Origin of the sequence: Microbacterium sp. K27, from assembly GCF_004794435.1 — a bacterium.
GTDB classification, from domain to species: domain Bacteria; phylum Actinomycetota; class Actinomycetes; order Actinomycetales; family Microbacteriaceae; genus Microbacterium; species Microbacterium maritypicum_A.
Genome location: NZ_SSDK01000035.1, coordinates 60,169 through 77,676, shown reverse-complemented (window position 1 = coordinate 77,676; position 17,508 = coordinate 60,169). Strand labels below are relative to the sequence as shown.

Annotated in this window: 20 protein-coding genes; 7 read left to right on the top strand and 13 right to left on the bottom strand. The window is 68.4% G+C overall.

Going from position 1 to position 17,508, the window contains the following annotated elements:
- Window positions 1-10: 10 nt before the first annotated feature.
- The 3 genes from DW307_RS06540 to DW307_RS06530 are packed head-to-tail and all read right to left on the bottom strand — an operon-like array spanning window position 11 to window position 1,960.
- On the bottom strand, window positions 11-814 hold the full coding sequence (locus DW307_RS06540) for an SDR family oxidoreductase (protein WP_136024343.1): 804 nt from the start codon (window positions 812-814) through the stop codon (window positions 11-13).
- Window positions 811-1,311 (bottom strand): MarR family winged helix-turn-helix transcriptional regulator, encoded by a 501-nt coding sequence (locus tag DW307_RS06535; RefSeq protein ID WP_021201335.1) that lies wholly within the window; start codon window positions 1,309-1,311, stop codon window positions 811-813. Before DW307_RS06535 ends, DW307_RS06540 begins: the two co-directional genes overlap by 4 nt.
- A gap of 55 nt (window positions 1,312-1,366) precedes the next feature.
- Window positions 1,367-1,960: an isochorismatase family protein gene (locus DW307_RS06530; protein ID WP_029259495.1), complete on the bottom strand. Its 594-nt coding sequence runs from the start codon at window positions 1,958-1,960 to the stop codon at window positions 1,367-1,369.
- Between the two features lie 114 nt (window positions 1,961-2,074).
- Here DW307_RS06530 and DW307_RS06525 point away from each other — a divergent pair, with 114 nt between their 5' ends.
- Window positions 2,075-3,028, top strand: a complete 954-nt coding sequence (locus tag DW307_RS06525) for a GlxA family transcriptional regulator (protein ID WP_081859812.1) — start codon at window positions 2,075-2,077, stop codon at window positions 3,026-3,028.
- Window positions 3,029-3,112: 84 nt separating this feature from the next.
- Here the strand turns inward: DW307_RS06525 and DW307_RS06520 are convergent, their stop codons facing one another.
- The 5 genes from DW307_RS06520 to DW307_RS06500 all read right to left on the bottom strand — a co-directional run bounded on the left by DW307_RS06520 (window position 3,113) and on the right by DW307_RS06500 (window position 7,987).
- Window positions 3,113-4,540 carry an MFS transporter gene (locus DW307_RS06520; RefSeq protein WP_136024342.1) on the bottom strand — a complete coding sequence of 476 codons (1,428 nt, stop codon included), beginning with the start codon at window positions 4,538-4,540 and terminating at the stop codon, window positions 3,113-3,115.
- 177 nt (window positions 4,541-4,717) lie between these two features.
- Window positions 4,718-5,272 (bottom strand): peroxiredoxin family protein, encoded by a 555-nt coding sequence (locus tag DW307_RS06515; RefSeq protein WP_197020549.1) that lies wholly within the window; start codon window positions 5,270-5,272, stop codon window positions 4,718-4,720.
- Complete coding sequence (gene gap / locus DW307_RS06510; RefSeq protein WP_136024341.1) at window positions 5,265-6,296, bottom strand: type I glyceraldehyde-3-phosphate dehydrogenase; 1,032 nt, start codon at window positions 6,294-6,296, stop codon at window positions 5,265-5,267. The genes DW307_RS06515 and gap overlap by 8 nt, the downstream gene beginning before the upstream one ends.
- Before the next feature lie 115 nt (window positions 6,297-6,411).
- Window positions 6,412-7,563, bottom strand: a complete 1,152-nt coding sequence (locus DW307_RS06505; RefSeq protein ID WP_136024340.1) for a calcium:proton antiporter — start codon at window positions 7,561-7,563, stop codon at window positions 6,412-6,414.
- Window positions 7,564-7,702: 139 nt separating this feature from the next.
- Complete coding sequence (locus tag DW307_RS06500) at window positions 7,703-7,987, bottom strand: hypothetical protein (RefSeq protein ID WP_136024339.1); 285 nt, start codon at window positions 7,985-7,987, stop codon at window positions 7,703-7,705.
- 317 nt (window positions 7,988-8,304) lie between these two features.
- Between DW307_RS06500 and DW307_RS18330 the strand changes: the two genes are divergently transcribed.
- Complete coding sequence (locus tag DW307_RS18330; protein ID WP_017829963.1) at window positions 8,305-8,439, top strand: hypothetical protein; 135 nt, start codon at window positions 8,305-8,307, stop codon at window positions 8,437-8,439.
- 236 nt (window positions 8,440-8,675) lie between these two features.
- Here the strand turns inward: DW307_RS18330 and DW307_RS06495 are convergent, their stop codons facing one another.
- Complete coding sequence (locus DW307_RS06495; RefSeq protein WP_269320233.1) at window positions 8,676-9,500, bottom strand: shikimate 5-dehydrogenase; 825 nt, start codon at window positions 9,498-9,500, stop codon at window positions 8,676-8,678.
- A 520-nt stretch (window positions 9,501-10,020) separates the two neighbouring features.
- Between DW307_RS06495 and DW307_RS06490 the strand changes: the two genes are divergently transcribed.
- Window positions 10,021-10,227 carry a cold-shock protein gene (locus tag DW307_RS06490; RefSeq protein ID WP_017203899.1) on the top strand — a complete coding sequence of 69 codons (207 nt, stop codon included), beginning with the start codon at window positions 10,021-10,023 and terminating at the stop codon, window positions 10,225-10,227.
- Window positions 10,228-10,319: 92 nt separating this feature from the next.
- Here DW307_RS06490 and DW307_RS06485 read toward each other — a convergent pair whose 3' ends face one another.
- On the bottom strand, window positions 10,320-10,985 hold the full coding sequence (locus DW307_RS06485; protein ID WP_136024338.1) for an HAD hydrolase-like protein: 666 nt from the start codon (window positions 10,983-10,985) through the stop codon (window positions 10,320-10,322).
- 144 nt (window positions 10,986-11,129) lie between these two features.
- Between DW307_RS06485 and DW307_RS06480 the strand changes: the two genes are divergently transcribed.
- The gene (locus DW307_RS06480; RefSeq protein ID WP_136024337.1) at window positions 11,130-11,489 is read left to right on the top strand and encodes a response regulator; all 360 of its coding nucleotides are present in this window, start codon (window positions 11,130-11,132) and stop codon (window positions 11,487-11,489) included.
- An 11-nt stretch (window positions 11,490-11,500) separates the two neighbouring features.
- On the opposite strand, the gene nucS is transcribed toward DW307_RS06480, so the two are convergent.
- The gene (gene nucS, locus DW307_RS06475) at window positions 11,501-12,196 is read right to left on the bottom strand and encodes an endonuclease NucS (protein ID WP_021200066.1); all 696 of its coding nucleotides are present in this window, start codon (window positions 12,194-12,196) and stop codon (window positions 11,501-11,503) included.
- A 56-nt stretch (window positions 12,197-12,252) separates the two neighbouring features.
- The gene (locus DW307_RS06470; protein ID WP_136024336.1) at window positions 12,253-13,134 is read right to left on the bottom strand and encodes a GAP family protein; all 882 of its coding nucleotides are present in this window, start codon (window positions 13,132-13,134) and stop codon (window positions 12,253-12,255) included.
- A 116-nt stretch (window positions 13,135-13,250) separates the two neighbouring features.
- Between DW307_RS06470 and DW307_RS06465 the strand changes: the two genes are divergently transcribed.
- On the top strand, window positions 13,251-14,447 hold the full coding sequence (locus DW307_RS06465; protein WP_136024335.1) for a sensor histidine kinase: 1,197 nt from the start codon (window positions 13,251-13,253) through the stop codon (window positions 14,445-14,447).
- Window positions 14,444-15,091: a response regulator transcription factor gene (locus tag DW307_RS06460; protein ID WP_136024334.1), complete on the top strand. Its 648-nt coding sequence runs from the start codon at window positions 14,444-14,446 to the stop codon at window positions 15,089-15,091. The genes DW307_RS06465 and DW307_RS06460 overlap by 4 nt, the downstream gene beginning before the upstream one ends.
- 54 nt (window positions 15,092-15,145) lie before the next feature.
- Here DW307_RS06460 and DW307_RS06455 read toward each other — a convergent pair whose 3' ends face one another.
- The gene (locus tag DW307_RS06455; RefSeq protein WP_029260815.1) at window positions 15,146-16,384 is read right to left on the bottom strand and encodes an MFS transporter; all 1,239 of its coding nucleotides are present in this window, start codon (window positions 16,382-16,384) and stop codon (window positions 15,146-15,148) included.
- A 60-nt stretch (window positions 16,385-16,444) separates the two neighbouring features.
- On the opposite strand from DW307_RS06455, the gene DW307_RS06450 reads away from it, so the two are divergent.
- Entirely contained in the window at window positions 16,445-17,506 is a 1,062-nt protein-coding gene (locus DW307_RS06450) for a LacI family DNA-binding transcriptional regulator (protein WP_136024333.1), read from the top strand.
- Window positions 17,507-17,508 lie beyond the last annotated feature (2 nt).

The following is a 17,508-nucleotide window of genomic DNA, read 5'->3' as shown; positions in this document are numbered from 1 at the left end:
GGGGTGGGTGTCAGGCGCGCGGAGCGTCGTTCCAGGACCAGATGTCGTCGCCGCGCAGCACGGCGTCGGCGCCGCCGTCGCAATAGATGGTCTGACCTGCCATATGGGTGTTGGCCGGGCTGGTCAGCCACACCAGCAGCTCGGCGATCGACGATGCGGGCTGGTGGTAGTTGAGGGGCATCGGCACGGCGGCGTCGACCTGCGCCAGGCCCTCAGGGCTCGCCAGCAATCCGGCGGTCATGGCCGTGGTGACCGTGCCGGGCGCGACGGCGTTGAGGGGGATCCCCGCTCCGGCCCAGGCGTCGGAGACCGACGCGCGTCGCACCCAGCGCGAGAGGGCACGCTTGCTCGAGGAGTAGTTGAGGAACCCTCCCTCAGCCGTGGCGGCGAGCTGGTCGCCGATCTCGAGGGCGAGGGGCTCGTCGCCGCTCAGTGCGGCGTCGACGAGCTCGGCCGAGACGGGCTGCAGCGATGCCATCGACGACACCACGGCGGCGCGCGGCTGCTCCGCCAGGCTCAGGTTCGGCAGCAGCGCGGTGAGGAAATCGGTCACACCGAAGTAGTTGATCGCCATGGTCTTGGCGATCGGCGCCGCGATCCCCGCGCACGCGATGATCGCGTCGATGCCTCCGTCGGCGGTGGCGAGCACGGCGTCAGCGGCGGCCGCGCGGCCTTCGGGAGTCGAGAGGTCGCCTGTGACCTCCACGCCGGCGAGGTCGACACCGATCACGGTGTGTCCGTGCGCGCGAAGCAGCTCGGCGGTCGCGGCGCCGATGCCGGATGCGGCGCCGGTGACGACATAGGTGCGGGTCATGATTCCTCCTGGGGTGATGAGACGGCATCGGACGGCGACCGCGATACGGTCGCCTGCGTCGCCCCTGGCAGGGCGGCGACGAAACGGCTGAGGTGAGCCTGGAACTGGGCGATCTCCTGTGTCGACCAGCCGGCGAGGGCGCCGCCGACCATCTGCTGCCCGGCGGCGACGAGTCGTCCGTAGGCTTCGCGGCCCGCGTCCGTCAGGCGCACATCGACCGTGCGGCCGGAGCGGACCCGGTCGAAGAAGCCCTGCGCCGACATCCGCGAGACCAGCTTCGACGTCGTCGGGCGCGACAACGCGGCTCGATCGGCCAGCTGACTGAACCCCAGGGAGCCGCCGCTCATGCCGACCAGGTACAGGCTGCGCACCTCTGCGGCATCGAGGGATCTGTCGACGCTTTCGGCGACCTCTACCTGCAGCTCGCTCTGCGTCCACTCCGCGACGACGCCGACCAGCGCCTCACGGATGTCTTCGATCCTGCCTTCGATCGCCACAAGCTCATCATATCAGCTCAGTTGCGTGAGGCAACTGTAAAGGGAGGGCTGTCCGTCAAGAGAGGTCGGCCGCTGTCGCGACGACCGTGGCGTACAGATCGGCGATGCCGGCGAGGGCTGCGCGGTGCAGCTGCGCGGCCGACACGTCGCCGACGACCGAGGGGAGGCTTCGCGTCGCGGTGGCGGCAGCGACCACCGTCGGACGGTTTCCGCGGAGGAAGGCGCCCTCGGTCGTGTAGGTGACGCACATGTGCGTCATGAACCCGGCGATCACGACATCGTCGTGGCCTGCGGCGTCGATGAGGTCTCCGAGCTCGGTGCCGACGAAGGAGTTCGGAGCGGTCTTCACGACGACCGCCTCCCCGTCGGTCGGAGCGACACGCTCGTGGATCGCGCCGATGTCCTCGCGGATGTCGTACGCCGAGCCGACCCCGCCGTCGTGCTGCACGTGGATCACCGTCGCACCGGCGCTGCGGGCCCGCATGAGGAGGTCGGCCGCGGCGTCGAGGGCGGCGTCCCACCCATCGAGTTCCATCTCTCCGCGGGTGTAGGTGTTCTGGAAGTCGACGAGGATGACGGTCGAGGCCGCGAGGGCGGCAGGGGCGTCGACGATGCCGCTCAGGGCGCGGAGTGTGGATGACGTGGTCATGAGGTGTCCTCTCTCGGGTCGTCTGTAGTCTTGTTGACCCGAACGACTCTGAACAGCCGGATTCGGGTCAGCCGTCGCCGTGATCGGCTCGCCCCAGGGATGGAGGGACGCGCAATGAGCGCACCGCGTGTGACCGTGATCGCCATGGACGGCATCAGCCCCTTCCACCTGTCCGTCCCGTCACTCGTGTGGGGAGGCGAGACGCCCGTCGGCGAGATCGATCCATGGCCCATCCGCGTCGCGGCGCTGCGCGCGGGCACGCTACGCACCTCCGCCGACTTCGACATCGACGTGCGGCACGGGCTCGAAGCGGTTCGCGGTGCCGACGTCGTCGTGGTGCCGTGGTGGGGCGAGCCCGACCGGGCGGCGCCGGATGAGCTGTCGAGCGCGCTGCGGGACGCGCATGCCGAGGGAGCCGAACTGGTCGGACTCTGCCTCGGCGCTTTTCCCCTCGCCGACAGCGGCGTGTTGGAGGGTCGCACCGCGACCACGCACTGGAAGTGGGCCGACGTGTTCCGGCACAGGTTCCCCCGGGTCGCGCTCGAACCGGACGAGCTGTACATCGACCAGGGGCAGATCGTCACGGGAGCAGGCGCCACGGCCGGGATCGACGCCTGCTTGCACCTCCTCGCCCGGAGAGAGGGTCAGCTCGTCGCGAACCGGGTCGCCCGGAGGATCGTCGCGCCGCCCCATCGCTCCGGTGGACAGGCGCAGTTCATCGAGCGGCCGGTTCCGGACGCGGGGGGAGACCCGATCGCCGAGGCGATGCGATGGAGCGCCGCGAACCTCGATGCCGATCTGTCCATCGACGTCCTCGCCGCTCGAGCCCATCTCAGCCGGAGTTCGTTCACCCGGGCCTTTCGGGCGCAGACGGGGTCGACGGTGGCGAAGTGGGTGCTCGCGCAGCGGCTCGCGGCAGCTCGGGAGCTGCTCGAGGCCACGTCGCTCCCGGTCGACACGGTCGCGTCGACGACCGGGTTCGGTGGGGCTGCGCTCTTCCGCCAGCACTTCGGTCGTGCATTCGGTGCGACTCCGAGCCAGTATCGGTCGGCGTTCCGAACCACCTGAGTGGATGCACGCCGCCCCGCGGAGGCAGGGGGCGGATCATCCTCCCCCTGCGCCCGCGGGGCGCTGTCGGTGTCGGGGCCGATGTCACACGGAGACGGATGCCTCGGACGCCTCGCTCCGTGCCCGCGGCTTCGTCATCCAGATCGCGGTGACGATCGCGCCGACAAGGGCGAGGATCGCCGCGCCCAGGAAGGCGGCGGAGTACCCGCGCGTCAGGTCGACCGCCGTCGGAGCGGTGCCCGAGATGCCGTAGACGATCGCGGTGAGGACGGCGAGCCCGAGGGCCGATCCGATCTGGTAGCTCGTGCTCACGAGTCCGGAGGCGACGCCCGTCTCCATCGGAGGTGCGGCGTTGATCGCGGTGCCCAGCGACGGGACGAAGGCGAGCGACATCCCGAGCGCGGCGAGGAGCGACGCCGGCAGCACGTCCGCGGCGTAGTCGCCGTCAGGGCGGACGAACGACAGCCAGAGCAGGCCGCCGGCGAGGATCAGCAGGCCGCTGACGATCATCGACCTGGCTCCGAACCGCGCAAGGAGGCGAGGGGCGAGGGCGACCATCACCAGGACGACCAGGCCCGTCATCGGCAGCAGTGCGGCACCCGCGGCGAATGCGCTCGCCCCGAGGACCTGCTGCAGGTAGAGGTTCAGGAAGAACCACATCGACACCCAAGCCGCTCCGAGGAGCAGCTGGGCGCTGTTGGCCGCGGCCAACAGCGGTGCACGCAGCAGCCCGAGGCGCAGCAGGGGGTTCCGGCTGCGTGCCTGGATCACGAAGAAGATCGCGAGCAGGACGATTCCGGCGCCCACGAAGGTCAGGGTCGACCAGGTGAGCCATCCGACCTCGGGGGCATTGACGACGCCGTAGACGACGGCAGCGAGACCGAGGGTGACGGTGAGAGCACCGGCCACGTCGATCGATCCGGCGGCCGTGCGGACGGTGCGAGGGAGGGTGGATGCCGTGAAGGCGAGCACGAACAGCGCGATCGGCACCGTCACGTAGAACACCCACGGCCAGCTCGCGTACTCGGTCAGCACTCCGCCGAGGAAGACACCAGCCGTGCCGCCGATGGGGGCGGCGGCGCCGTACACCGCGAACGCCTTGGGAAGGTCGGAGGTGCCGCCGAACAGCATCATGAGCAGGGTGAGCGCGGCGGGAGCGATCAGAGCGGACCCGGCACCCTGAATGGCACGACCGGCGATCTCAAGCCCGACGTCGGTGGCGGCGCCGGCGAGGAGCGAGCCGATGATGAGGACGATCCACCCGCTCACGAAGATCTTCCTCGCGCCGAACGCGTCGGCCAGGCGTCCGCCGAGAAGCAGCAGACCGCCGAACGCCACGACGTAGGCGTTGAACACCCACGACAGTGATTCCGGAGTGAAGCCCAGGTCGCGCTGGATATCGGGCAGAGCCACTCCGATGATCGAGGTGTCCATGATGACGACGAACTGCGCCGTGGCGATGAGGACGAGCCCGAGCCAGCGCTGGGCTCGGGAGATGGGCGGGCGGGACATGGGTTCCTCCTGAGGGTGCGTGCCGGTGGGTCCGGTCAGAAATCACCATATACCTATAGGGGGTAGGGGTATTCAAAATGTCGAAAAGAGGTCCGTTCGCGTCGAGACCTGACGAAAGGCCCGGCCTCCAGGGGCCGGGCCTTCACAGAGTCCTGCGTGCCGGTCGTCCGTCGAGACTCAGGTGCACACGCCGTCGATGCTGCACGCCTCGCCGGCCTCCGACATCGAGGCGGAGACCGACGTCATCGACGGTGTGGTCGGTTCGGCGAGAAGACGCCCGAGGTAGGTGCCGAGGGCCAGTTCATCGACCGCGCCGAATGCAATCTGACGTACGCGCCCCTCCCGGTCGACGATGATCGTCGACGGCGTTCCCCGGAGTCCGTATCTGTGCATGGTCGCCGGAATCGCCTGACCGTCGAGCGGCCGATCGATCGCCACCGGGAACTCGATCCGGTATTCCGACAGGAAGGCCTCAAGCGCCTCGCGGCCCATCACGGCGTGATGCTCGAACACCGTGTGCAACCCGAGCACGACGAGCTCGCGGGAGTCGAACATGCCGTGGAGACGCTGGGCAAGGGGGAGGCCGTGGCTCACGCATCCGGGGCACAGCATCTGGAACGCTTCGACGACCACGACGCGTCCGCGGAGCGATTCCGGGCTGATCGGGGCACTGTTCACCCACTCCGAGACGTCGAGCGCGAAGGCGTCGGCCCCGAGCAGCGGCTCAGGCACGGGCTTCCTCCTCACGCTCGGGCAGCCGCGCGGCGACGTACTCGGTGAGGTCTGCCAGGCGGTTCGAGTAGCCCCACTCGTTGTCGTACCAGGCCGAGACCTTCACCTGGTCGCCGATCACACGGATCAATCCCGCGTCGAGGATCGAGGAGTGCGGATCGGCGACGATGTCGGCGGAGACGATCTCGTCCTCGGTGTAGCGGAGGATCCCCTTGAGCGGCCCTTCCGCCGCGGCGCGGTAGGCGGCCTTCACCTCTTCCACGGTCACGGGGCGCGATGCGGTGACGGTGAGGTCGGTGATGGATCCGGTGAGCACCGGCACGCGCAGCGCGAACCCGTCGAGCTTCCCGTCGAGTTCGGGGATGACGCGTCCGATAGCCTTGGCCGCACCCGTGCTCGTGGGGACGATGTTGACCCCAGCCGCCCGTGCGCGCCGGAGATCGGAGTGCGGGCCGTCCTGCAGGTTCTGGTCGGCCGTGTACGCGTGCACCGTCGTCATCAGGCCGGCCTCGATCCCGAAGGCTTCGTGGAACACCTTGGCCACCGGGGCGAGGCAGTTCGTCGTGCAGGAGGCGTTCGAGATGATGTGGTGTCGCTCGGGGTCGTAGGTGTGCTCGTTCACGCCGAGCACGAACGTTCCGTCGTCTCCGGTCGCGGGCGCCGAGATGATCACCTTCCGCGCCCCGGCCTCGACGTGCTTCGCGGCGAGCTCCGCGTTGGTGAACAGCCCGGTCGACTCGATCACGATGTCGACGCCGAGGTCTGTCCAGGGAAGGCGGAGCGGATCGCGCTCCGAGAACACGCGGATCGCCTGACCGTTGACGAACAGGTGCGCGTCGTCGTGCTTCACGGGCCCCGGCAGGGTGCCGTTCGCCGCGTCGTACTTGAGCAGATGGGCGAGCGTGCGCGTGTCGGTGAGGTCGTTGACCGCGACCACCTCGAGATCCGAGTGCTTCGCGAGCAGGGCTCGGAAGTAGTTGCGCCCGATGCGCCCGAAGCCGTTGATGGCGATCTTCGTGGACATGATGCTCCCTCCTGTGCCGGATTCCGGCGGTGATTGACTTTTGGCCTATGCCAAAAATATCACGCGAGAAGAGGGGTGGGGTCGGTGGGGGGTTCATCGCCCCACCGACCCAGGATCAGCTGAAGAGCACCACCAGGTAGGCCGCGAACGTCACCAGGTGCGCGGCGCCGTGCATGGCGGTCACCCGCTTCGCGGCGAACGTCGTCACCGACAGCAGCAGTGTCACGCCTAGCATCAGCAGGTTCGCCGGCGACTCCGCCAGAACGACGGTCTGACCGGTGAACATGCCGATGATCAGCACCGCAGGAATGGTCAGCCCCACGGTCGACACGAGGGCGCCGTGGCACAGGTTGTTCACGCGCTGGGCCTCGCCGCCGAGAGCAGCACGCACTGCGGTGATCGACTCCGGCAGGAACACGATCCCCGCGATGAGCACGCCGGCGAGGGCGACCGGCGCTCCGAGGCGGCCCAACCCGTCGTCGAGCAGCGCCGCCATGTCGTGCGACAGGAGCACGATGGGGATCACGGTCACCACCAGGAGCGCGAGACGCACGAGCACCTCGGTGCGATGCTCCGCGAGAACCTCGCGGATCCCGCCACCCGCCTCCGCCTTCGCCCGGTGCGGAGTGGTCTCCAGCATGCGCGGGTCGACTTCGGTGAAGTCACTCGCCTGGGCACCCATCTGCCGGTAGAGGAAGAAGGCGTAGAGCACGAGGGTGAGCACGATGATCGGGATCTCCTGCGCGGTCGTGTACGAGCCGTCCGTGCCGATGAGGGCGGGGAGGCCGAATGCGAGTGCGACGAGCACGACCAGCATCGACAGATACGCCGAGGTGCCGGTGCGATTGTGGGCCATTCCGCGGTGGCGGAGACCACCGAGCAGGAGCGCGAGTCCGATGACGAGGTTCAGGATGATCATCGCGACGGCCATGACCGAGTCGCGCGCGATGGTGGCGTGCTCTCCCGGACCGAGCATGACCGCGGAGATCAGGATGACTTCGATCAGGACGATCGACAGCGTCAGCACGAGCGAGCCGTAGGGATCGCCGAGTCGGTGCGCGAGGGCCTCGGCCTGCTTCACGACCCCGAAGGCGCAGATGAGGATCACCGCGATGATCGCTCCGAGCGCGATGATGAGGACCGGCCCGGGCACTGGAGGTGCCAGCACCGGTCGGAGAAGGAGGAGGGCCCCGAACGCTCCCCATCCCAGGACGACGCGGACGATGTCCGTGACGCTGATCAACTGTTTCCGTTCCGTGCGTGACATCGCCGGACTCCTTCGAGCTGGGGCCGTCCCCGAGTGGTGACCACGACCGGGTCGTCCCGGCCGCAGCGCTGTCTCAGCGCACTGCATCTGATGGTACGCGGCGTTCGCGGCGGATGGCCGGCGATCGACGGCGGTGGCGTCACTCCGGAGCGGAGGAGCGGGAGAGCGCGTGGATGTACCGCTCGACGTCGCGGCGGAACGCCGATTCTCGATGTCGACGACGCTCGACGCAGACCCACTGCGCAGTAGCCCAGACGAGGAATCCCGCCGAGAGGAGGAGTTCCAGCCAGATCCCGCGCACGCCGACGGACAGTGCTGCCGCGGTGACCATGGAGAACGAGACGAAGCACAGCACGAGCGTGGCGCGTGCGGCCCGAGGTTCGCGGGATACGACCCAGAGGGGCCAGGTGGACGAGTGATTCACGGGAGACTCCTGTCGGGGTCGTCCCCGGTCTGTCTCTCCGTCGGAGGTCGTCCTCCGTCGTTGTTCCGCTCCCAGGGTAGCAAACCCGTTCGCCTCGCCGCCTGCTCGGGTTCCTCGTCGGCGGATTCCCGGGGGTCGCCAGGGCTTGTCGCGGGCACCGTCGCAATGTGTCGCGCATGAGATATTTCCCTGAATATTCCGAAAACGGCATGAGCCTGGCGACGAAGATTTTTCCCGTTCAGCGCGAAATTTGACTTCCCCTGGTTCCGGGCTATGGTCGGAGGTTACGCCAGCCACCGAAGGGGAAGCGAGTAACCATGTCCGGAAAGTCCATCCAGGGTCGCGACAGCAAGAAGGCGCCGCAGCTCTCGCTCAAGGAGAAGCGAGCTGCCAAGCGGGAGAAGAACGCACCGGCCGAGTTCATCAAGCCCCGCAAGGGCGCGAAGGGCTGAGCCGGTTCGACCCATGGGCGGGCACATCCGCGCTGCGTGAGATGCCCGCCCACCGGCCGAACGCGATCTGCCGAGCGTTCGAGCGTGGCATCGATCGTGCCCACGGCTCGGCTCCCACTCGGGAATGCGGCCTGCCGATGAGACAAGCTCCCGCACATCGCTTATCGGCGCCGGAACGAAGATGGAGCGTGCGCCCGACAGCTCGTCGCTTCCGGTTGCGTGCGGGAGGGCAGTCGTCAGGCGTTTCCGGCTCGCATGAACTCCTCCGCCGCGCGCACCTGCTCCGCCGACGGACGGATGCCCGTGTAGAGCACGAACTGCTCCAGTGCCTGCAGGGTCGCCACCTCCGCCCCCGTGATCACCGTCTTGCCAGCCCTGCGCGCCGCAGCGATGAGAGGTGTCTCCGCGGGGAGGGCCACCACGTCGAAGACGACGGATGCGGCCCCGATCGCCTCTTCCGAAAACGACAGCGTGTGCTCTTCCGCGCCCCCGGCCATGCCGATCGGCGTGACATTGACCAGGATGTCCGCCCTGGCATCGTCGAGCCCAGCGGTCCAGGCGAAGTCGTACAAGTCGGCAAGGGGGCGCCCGTTCGCCTCATTCCTGGCGACGATCGTCACCCGCGTGAAGCCGGCGTCGCGGAACGCGGCGGCCGTGGCCTTCGCCATGCCTCCCGATCCGCGCAGCAGCACCGAGGCCGTGCGATCGAGACCTCCGCGTGCGATGAGCTGCGCGATCGCGGAGTAGTCGGTGTTGTAGGCCGTGAGCACGCCGTCGTCGTTGACGATCGTGTTGACGGAGTCGATGGCGCTCGCCGAGGGATCCATCCGGTCGACGAGCGCGATGACCTCTTCCTTGTACGGCATGGAGATCGCGCACCCACGGATGCCGAGACCCCGGACACCTGCGATGGCCTGCGCGAGGTCGGTCGGCGCGAACGCCTTGTAGATCCAGTTCAGGCCGAGCGCCTCGTAGAGATGATTGTGGAAGCGTGTTCCGTTGTTGCTCGGGCGCGCGGACAGCGAGATGCAGAGCGTCATGTCTTTGTTGAGCAGAGTCACCGGATCAGGCTACTCGCGCGCCGATGAAGGTCCGTGGCGAGAACGTGGATCCTCCCCTATGGTGAAGGTGCGTGCACATGGGGATCGATCGTCTACGTCTCTCCCCAGGAGACGGTGGCCCACCCCAGGGGCAGACGATCCGTGCATGCGATTGGGCCCTCTCGAGTAGTTCAGTCCCCAATGGGCTACTCGAGGGGGCCGCTGTCGTTCGTCTCGCAGAGAAGTTCAGATTTGTCCCCCAAAAGGGGGACAAGAGCATCGAAAAGGGGCTAAGCTGTCTCTGACGCACCCTCCGGTCGTCTTCGGCCCTCATCGCTCCCCCCGCGGTGAGGGCCACACCATTTTCTGGGCGTTCTCGTGCGTCCGCTCCCGCGCTCGCGCCGATGACGGCCGGATGCCGCTCGTGCAACATTTGGATTACCTTCTTGCGGCGGCTATTCCGCTCAGGGCCTCCTCCACTAGCGTTAGCGATGTCGGGGCATCCCTGCGTCGGCTTCTTCACCAGCAGAACAGGCAGTACATGAGCACCCAGGGCACGGTTAAGTGGTTCAACTCGGAGAAGGGCTTCGGCTTCATCTCCCCCGACGACGGAGGCGCTGACGTCTTCGCGCACTACTCCGCCATCCAGTCATCCGGCTACCGGTCTCTCGAAGAGAACCAGCGAGTCGAGTTCGATGTGGCGCAGGGTCCGAAGGGCCTGCAGGCAGAGAACATTCGCCCCGTCTGAGACGGGCGAGACACCGAACTCCCCACCGGATCGCGTCCCCGATGCGTCATCCGGAGGGGAGTTCTGTGCTTTCTGAGCGATGTTGAGGGCGATCAGGAGATCAGCAGCGCACGCAGCTCGTCGACCGAGGAGACACGGAACGCGGCCTCGTCGCCCTCGTGCGAATCACTGAACCCCCACTCGACGAAGATCACGGGAACGCCGTTGGCGTTGCCACCCTCGACGTCGTGGTGCCGGTCTCCGACCAGGACGGGACGCGAGGTGTCGGCGCCGAGCTCGCGCAGCCGACGAAGAGCCTCTGCCACGATGTCGGTCTTCGAGGCGAGGGTCGACTCATCCGGGGTCGCCCCGACGGTCGTCAGGAATGCAGGGCGCAGACCGAAGTGGTCGACCAGTGCGTCGACCTGGTTCTCGGGCTTCGAGCTGGCCGTCGCCTGGGGCACTCCGGCGGCGTGCAGCTCGTGGATGAGGTCGACCACTCCCGGGTAGGTCGCGACGTCGGTGGTATAGCCGTCGGCCTTGCCGAGGGTGCGGTAGAAGGCGACCGCCTCGGCGGACTGCTCCGGCGTCATGCCGGCCTGATCCTGGAAGGACTGGAACATGGGGGGACCGATCCAGTGCACCAGCTCTTCGCGGGTCGGCGCCGGTCGGCCGAAGTGGGTCAGCGCGACATTGAGCCGGCGGAGGATGCCGACGGACGCGTCGACGATGGTGCCGTCGACGTCCCACAGCACGCAGGAGTAGGGGGAGTGAGGCATCTCTCCAGCCTATGGGCCGAACGGAGGGTGTCCGCTCGTCCTGCACAGGTGTGCAACGCAAAAGCTTGTGCACACCTCATGTGGGCACCGTGTGTCCCCATATAAGGTCGTGACATCGACGGATACGCGGGCGAGAATGGGGGCATGTACGTGTCGGTGGAAGTCATCACGATGCTGGCGACAGCAGTGACGCTCCTGGTGGCGATCATCAGAGGTTTCGGCTGGATGATCAACCGGATGGACGCGCGATTCGCGGCGCAGGATGCAAGGTTCGATGCGCGGTGCGATGCGATGGAGACGAAGTTCGATTCCCGGTGCGATGCCCTGGACGCGAAAATCGATGTCCGGTGCGATGCCCAGGATGCGAAGTTCGATACCCGGTTCGACACGATGGAGACGAAGTCCGATGCGCGTTTCGATCGCGTCGAGCAGCAGATCTTCGAGGTGAAGATCGCGATCGCGCGCCTGGAGGGGCCGGCACCCCGGCTCATCGCCGCGCGCTGAGAGGTGACGCCTCAGAACAGTCGGGGGATGCCCGACTCGATGCCCTTCATGTCGTCGTAGTCGAGCACCAGGCAGCGGATACCGCGATCCTCGGCGAGCACGCGTGCCTGAGGCTTGATCTCCTGCGCGGCGAAGACGCCCTGCACGGGGGAGAGGTGCGGGTCGCGGCCCAGCAGTTCGAGATAGCGGGTCAGCTGCTCCACGCCGTCGATGTCGCCGCGGCGTTTGATCTCGACCGCGATCGCGGCGCCGTCGGCATCGCGCACCAGCAGGTCGACGGGCCCGATGGCCGTCGGGTACTCGCGGCGTACGAGCGTCGCGCCCTCGGAGATGCGGTCCACCTGTTCGGCGAGCAGCCGCTGCAGGTCGGCCTCGACGCCGTCCTTCTGCAGCCCGGGGTCGATACCCAGCTCGTGGGAGGTGTCGTGGATGATCTCGTAGATCTGCACGCGCAGCGCATCACCGGTCTTCTTGTGGGTGACGCGCCAGACCTCGACGACGCCGGCGCTGGCTTCTTCCTCGCCGGGGGTCTCGCTCGAGAGCGAGCACGGCGGGCTCATCCAGTTCAGCGGCTTGTAGCTGCCGCCGTCGGAGTGCACGAGCAGACTCCCGTCTCCCTTGTGCACGAGCAGACGCGTGGCAAGCGGGAGATGGGCGTTGAGCCGACCGGTGTAGTCGACCGAGCAGCGGGCGATGACGAGACGCACCCGTCGAGCCTACTTCGTCGGGAGTGCTGCGCGGTCGCAGGCGGTGGGCGCGGCGGTCATCGGTCGAGGAACGACCCGATCGCCTGAAAGAGACCGAGCTCGGTGGCGGCGGAGCGGGCGATGAGGAATCCGATGATGCCGATGATCCAGGCGGTGTTCTCCGCGCCGGTGCGCTCCATCCAAGCCGCGAAGCGTTCGAGCGGCCGCTGCACCAGGGGAGCGGCGACCAGGCGCAGGACGAGCAGCACGACAGCGGGCAGGATCATCAGCGCGCAGTACCCGACGAGCGACAGCACACGCAGCGGAGTGTCGATCCCCGCATCCGCCAGCATCGTCATCGCGACGATGTACGGGAGCATGGTGGCGATCTCGACAAGCCCGGCGGCGATCGCGACGGCCATCACGGCGGTTCCGCGAGTGCGCGGGTCGAGCAGTCGCTCACGCCACCGGGTGATGCGACCGGGGCGCGGCGCGGCGTCCGTCGTCATCGCGGGAGTCGGAGGGGGTGGCGTCGTCATCGACGAGCTGTGCGCAGCCGACCTCGCCGGCATCCCCGTCCGCGCCGAGACCTGCGGGGTCGTGGGTCCCGACGTGGGGGTCGTCGACGTGGGCTTGGCGCGCTTGTCACCGGTCGGCATCACGAAGGCCGTGATGAGGAGCGCTCCTCCGACGAGCAGGCGGATGACCAGGCCGGCGGGCGAGGCCAGGAAGTCGGACGCCACGTCGACGAGATTCACCAGCCCCCAGAGGAAGAGGAGCCCGACGAGCAGGTAGAACGCGGCGATCGTCACCAGATACAGCAGGATGCGTCCGGCGCGCACCCGCCCCGGATGCAGGAGCAGGAAGACGGGGATGAGGAGAGTGCCGACGCTCAGCCCATCTATCAGCGCCAGGAGGGCGAGGGAGAGGGGAAGCGGCATTCCGCCGAAGAGTTCCATGTCTCCACGTTCACGGAACGGGGGACGGCTGCGGATCGGGCGAAAGTATCGTCTCCTTCGGCTCCCTCATCCCTTCGTCGGATGCGCGAGTGCGCGCGCCGTGGTTGCATGAGGGCATGCACGAGCAGGTCGAAGGCGGGTTCGGAGCCTGGTACCGCCGGCACCGCTGGTGGGCGGATCCGCTCGGGATGGCGATCCTCGCGGTCGTCATGGCGGGCTTCGGGTTCCGCGGCATCTGGGGTCCGTTCTCGATCCTCGAGACCTCCGTCTCGCCGTGGTGGGCACTGGCCCTCGCGCTTCCCGCTTGCGCGCTCGCCCTCGTCAAGCGGCGTATGCCCGTGACGGTCCTCGCGCTGGTCACGCTCCTCTTCGTGGTCGATCTGCTCACCGTCGGCGGCATCGGCACGCTCGTGGTGCTGCTGGATGTGTTGTGGACGGCGGCGTTCCTGGCGGGGCCGCAGGGGAGGCGGGTGCTGCTCCTCCTGCTGGGCGCTTCGACGATCATCTTCTTCCTCGCCGCCTGGTTCTTCACCGACGTGCCGTTCGCCGTGGCCTTCCTCATCGGCGTGCAGTTCGGCGCGATCTTCGGCACCGACTACTGGTGGGCGGTGGCGGTCTCCCAGGCCCACGAACTCGCCGAGCTGCATCGTCAGCGAGCGGAAGAGGCCGCCGCCGCCGCGAAGCGGGACCGCGTCGAAGCGGTGCAGCGTGAGCGCGAGACGATGGCGAGAGAGCTGCACGATGTCGTCGCCGGTCACGTGATGGCGATGGCGATCCGTGCCGAAGCGGCTTTGTCGTCCGCACCCGACCGTGCCAGGGATCGAGAAGCCCTGCAGGCTGTGCGCGACGCGGGACTCGATGCTCATGGTGCGCTGCGATCCATGATCTCGGTGCTCCGTCGCGGCGACGGGACTCTGGCTCCTGCACCCCGCTGGGCGGATCTCGGCGGAATCGTGCAGGAGGCGGAGCGGGCAGGGCTCGTCGTGCATCTCGTCGTCGATGACATCGAGGACATCGGTGCGGCACGCGAGCAGGCCGTCATTCGCATCGTGCGTGAGGCGCTGAACAACTGCATCCGCCATGCGAGCGGTGCCGTCGTCGGCATCACGGTTCAGGAGCAGGACTCCGAGGTGCGGGTCGAGGTGCGCTCGCGTGGCGGTGCGCCCAGCCGCGCTGCTGCACACGGCGACGAAGGCTGGGGGCTGCAGATGCTCCGGGAACGCGTCGGCGCGTTGGACGGCGTCTTCTCCGCGGGGCCGACCCCGGGCGGATGGGCGGTCGAGGGGCGCATCCCGATGGAGGTGCGGCCATGACGGCGCCGACCGTGCTGCTGGCCGACGATCACAGCGCGATCAGGGCGGGCCTGCGCATCATGCTCGAGACACAGGGCATCACGGTGGTCGGAGAGGCCGCGGATGGTGAGGTCGCTGTCCGCAACGCCGCGGCACTGCGCCCCGACGTCGTGCTCATGGATGTGCGGATGCCGGGGCGGGACGGGATCTCGGCCACCAGAGAGATCGTCGAGCGCGGTCTCGGCGACGTCCTGGTCCTGACGAGCTTCGACGAGGACGACCTCGTGTTCGGGGCCATCCGTGCCGGGGCCGTCGGATTCCTGCTCAAGACGGTGGACGCCCCTACCCTCGGGCAGGCTGTCCGCGCGGTCGCTGCGGGCGACGGCGCTCTGGATCCGCGGGTGACGAGACGTGCGCTCGCCGCCGTCGCCGAGAACGCCGCGCTTCCCGTGCCGATGCCGGATGCGGGGAGGCTCGCGAATCTGACCGGCCGGGAGCAGGAGGTGCTCGAGGGGATCCTGCAGGGGTGGTCGAACGCTCAACTCGCCGCACGGCTGTGCATCTCGGTGCCGACGGTCAAGACTCATGTCTCGAATGTGCTCACCAAGCTCGGCGCGCGCAGCCGTTCACACGCGGCAGCGCTCGTCCGCGGTGGCGAGGACTGAACCTCACTCCGCCGCCGTGATCACTCCGCCGCCGTGATCACCCCGCCGCCGTGGTCAGCCCTGTGGAGTCGTCGCGGCCGGCGTCTTCTCGTCGTCGCGGAGCGGGCGCGCGGCGCCGGAGAACAGCCCGGACATCACGACCAGTGCGACCAGGATGAACAGCGTGTTGAGCAGACCGATGTGCTCGCTGATGACGCCGAGCACGGGAGGTCCACCCAGGAACGCGATGTAGCCAATCGTGGCCGCAGCACTCACCCGGGCCGCTGCCTTTGCCGGATCGTCCGCCGCCGCCGACATGCCGAGCGGGAAGCCGAGGGAAGCGCCGACGCCCCAGAGCGCCGCCCCGACGAGCACGAGCGGGAAGGTGGGCGCGAGGATGAACAGCAGGATGCCCGATGCCGCCGCGACCGCGAGGATGCGCAGCACCAGCACGCGGCCGAAGCGGTCGACGAGCGGACCTCCGAACAGACGCACGACGGTCATGCCCACCGAGAACACGGCGAGCGACACGGCGCCGGTACCCTCGGCGAAGCCGTGCCCCTGCTCGGTGCCCAGGGCGATCCAGTCGTTGGCGCCGCCCTCGGCGAACGACATGCCGAGCATGACCACGCCGATCAGATAGGTGCGCGGTTCGCGCCATGCCTCGAGCGCGGTGTGCATGCGTGCACGGAAGGCCGGCTTCTCGTGCGCCGCGGGATCGAGGGCGGCCTCGCGCACCGGCACCTGGAAGAAGCAGACGATCGCGATCACGGCGATCAGTGCACCCATGACCGCGGCGTGGGCGGCGACGTTGATGGAGAGCTGCGCCGCGAGGGCGCCGATTCCCGCGCCGATGACCGTGCCGAAGCTGAAGAATGCGTGGAAGACCGGCAGGATCGTGCGGCCCATCTGCTGCTCGATCGCCGTGGCTTCGACGTTCATCATCACGTCGACCGATCCGTTGCCGAACCCGAACAGCACCATGCCGATGATGACGACGGGAACGGAGCCGAACACATTGGCGCCGAGGCCCACGAGGACGATCCCGGATGCGAACATCAGCATCGTCAGGAGCATGCCCCGCCGGGCACCGAGGCGCGCCATCACGGCGGGACCTGTCGAGATGCCGATGATCGATGACACGCCCATGCCGAGCAGGATGAGGCCGACCTGCGCGTTGTCGAGCCCCAGCGCCTCCTTGATACCGGGCACGCGCGACGCCCAGGTGGCGATCGACAGCCCGCTCGCGAGGAAGATGGCGAAGATCGCCGCGCGCCAGCGCACGAACTGCGAACGGGAGAGGGCTGTTTCCATGCCGGACAGCCTATCGAATCGATTCGACCGAAGGGAACCGTGGGGAGCTATCCTCGAAGTATGAGCAGTCAGGAGACGCCGCGTCGGCCCACGATCGCCGACGTCGCACGTGAGGCGGGCGTGGCGACGTCCACCGCCTCGGTCGTCTTCAGCGGCAAGGCGAATGTGGCGGCCGCCACGCGGGAGCGTGTGCTCGCCGCGGCGTCGGACCTCGGATACGCGGGTCCGGATCCCCGCGCGGCGTCGCTGCGTCGCGGACGCAGCGGCATCGTCGCCGTCGTTCTCGAGGGGCATCTGCGCGCGGCATTCCTCGATCCGGTGACGACGGCCATGATGGACGGCCTCACCGACGGTCTCGCCGACCTCAGCGCGGGCATCCTCCTGATGCGCGACGAACCGGGGGAGGAGGGGGCCGCCATCACGAACGCCCCCGTAGACGCCTTCGTCCTGATCGGATGCTCGGGGCGCACGAAGGCCTCGCTCGAGGTGGTCGTCGGCCGTGGTCTGCCGGTGGTCGTGATCGAAGGAGATGCCGGTGAGGATATCCCCCGCATCACGCTCGACAACGTCGCAGCGTCCGCCGACGTCGCGCGGCACGTCCACGACCTCGGTCACCGCGACGTGGCGCTGGTCACGCTCTCGCTCGACAGCGAACGGGAACGGGCACTGGTGACCCCCGAACGGATCGCGAACGCGACCGTCGACGTCTCGGTGCATCGCCTCGAGGGGATGCGTCAGGTGTTCCCCGATGCGCCGGCGATCTCGGCGTCCGGCAGCCTCATCGACGAGGGCGTGCTGGTCGGACGGATGCTTCTGACCGACCCCGCCACCCGCCCGACGGCCGTGCTCGCCCAGAGCGACCTGCTCGCGGTCGGGGTGATCCGAGCGGCCGAGGAACTGGGGCTCCGCGTGCCCGAGGACCTCTCGGTCGCCGGTTTCGACGGGATCCCGCTCGACGGCTTCGGGGATCTCACCCTCACCACCAGCGTGCAACCGGCGGTCGAGAAGGGTCGCGCGGCGGGGGAGCAGGTCGCCCGCATGCTCCGCGGAGAACCGGGCGAGACGCAGCATCTCACCTGTGTGTTCCGCGCCGGCACGACCACCGGCCCCGTTCCGCACTGAGC

Coding starts and splice junctions, on each gene's coding strand:
- DW307_RS06480 (WP_136024337.1), top strand. CDS start 11,130: ATGTACGTGTCGGTGGAAGTCATCACGATGCTGGCGACAGCAGTGACG.
- DW307_RS06465 (WP_136024335.1), top strand. CDS start 13,251: ATGCACGAGCAGGTCGAAGGCGGGTTCGGAGCCTGGTACCGCCGGCAC.
- DW307_RS06460 (WP_136024334.1), top strand. CDS start 14,444: ATGACGGCGCCGACCGTGCTGCTGGCCGACGATCACAGCGCGATCAGG.
- DW307_RS06505 (WP_136024340.1), bottom strand. CDS start 7,563: ATGTCACGCACGGAACGGAAACAGTTGATCAGCGTCACGGACATCGTC.
- DW307_RS06530 (WP_029259495.1), bottom strand. CDS start 1,960: ATGACCACGTCATCCACACTCCGCGCCCTGAGCGGCATCGTCGACGCC.
- DW307_RS06485 (WP_136024338.1), bottom strand. CDS start 10,985: ATGCCTCACTCCCCCTACTCCTGCGTGCTGTGGGACGTCGACGGCACC.
- gap (WP_136024341.1), bottom strand. CDS start 6,296: ATGTCCACGAAGATCGCCATCAACGGCTTCGGGCGCATCGGGCGCAAC.
- DW307_RS18330 (WP_017829963.1), top strand. CDS start 8,305: ATGTCCGGAAAGTCCATCCAGGGTCGCGACAGCAAGAAGGCGCCGCAG.
- DW307_RS06450 (WP_136024333.1), top strand. CDS start 16,445: ATGAGCAGTCAGGAGACGCCGCGTCGGCCCACGATCGCCGACGTCGCA.
- DW307_RS06525 (WP_081859812.1), top strand. CDS start 2,075: ATGAGCGCACCGCGTGTGACCGTGATCGCCATGGACGGCATCAGCCCC.
- DW307_RS06455 (WP_029260815.1), bottom strand. CDS start 16,384: ATGGAAACAGCCCTCTCCCGTTCGCAGTTCGTGCGCTGGCGCGCGGCG.
- DW307_RS06520 (WP_136024342.1), bottom strand. CDS start 4,540: ATGTCCCGCCCGCCCATCTCCCGAGCCCAGCGCTGGCTCGGGCTCGTC.
- DW307_RS06470 (WP_136024336.1), bottom strand. CDS start 13,134: ATGGAACTCTTCGGCGGAATGCCGCTTCCCCTCTCCCTCGCCCTCCTG.
- DW307_RS06540 (WP_136024343.1), bottom strand. CDS start 814: ATGACCCGCACCTATGTCGTCACCGGCGCCGCATCCGGCATCGGCGCC.
- DW307_RS06490 (WP_017203899.1), top strand. CDS start 10,021: ATGAGCACCCAGGGCACGGTTAAGTGGTTCAACTCGGAGAAGGGCTTC.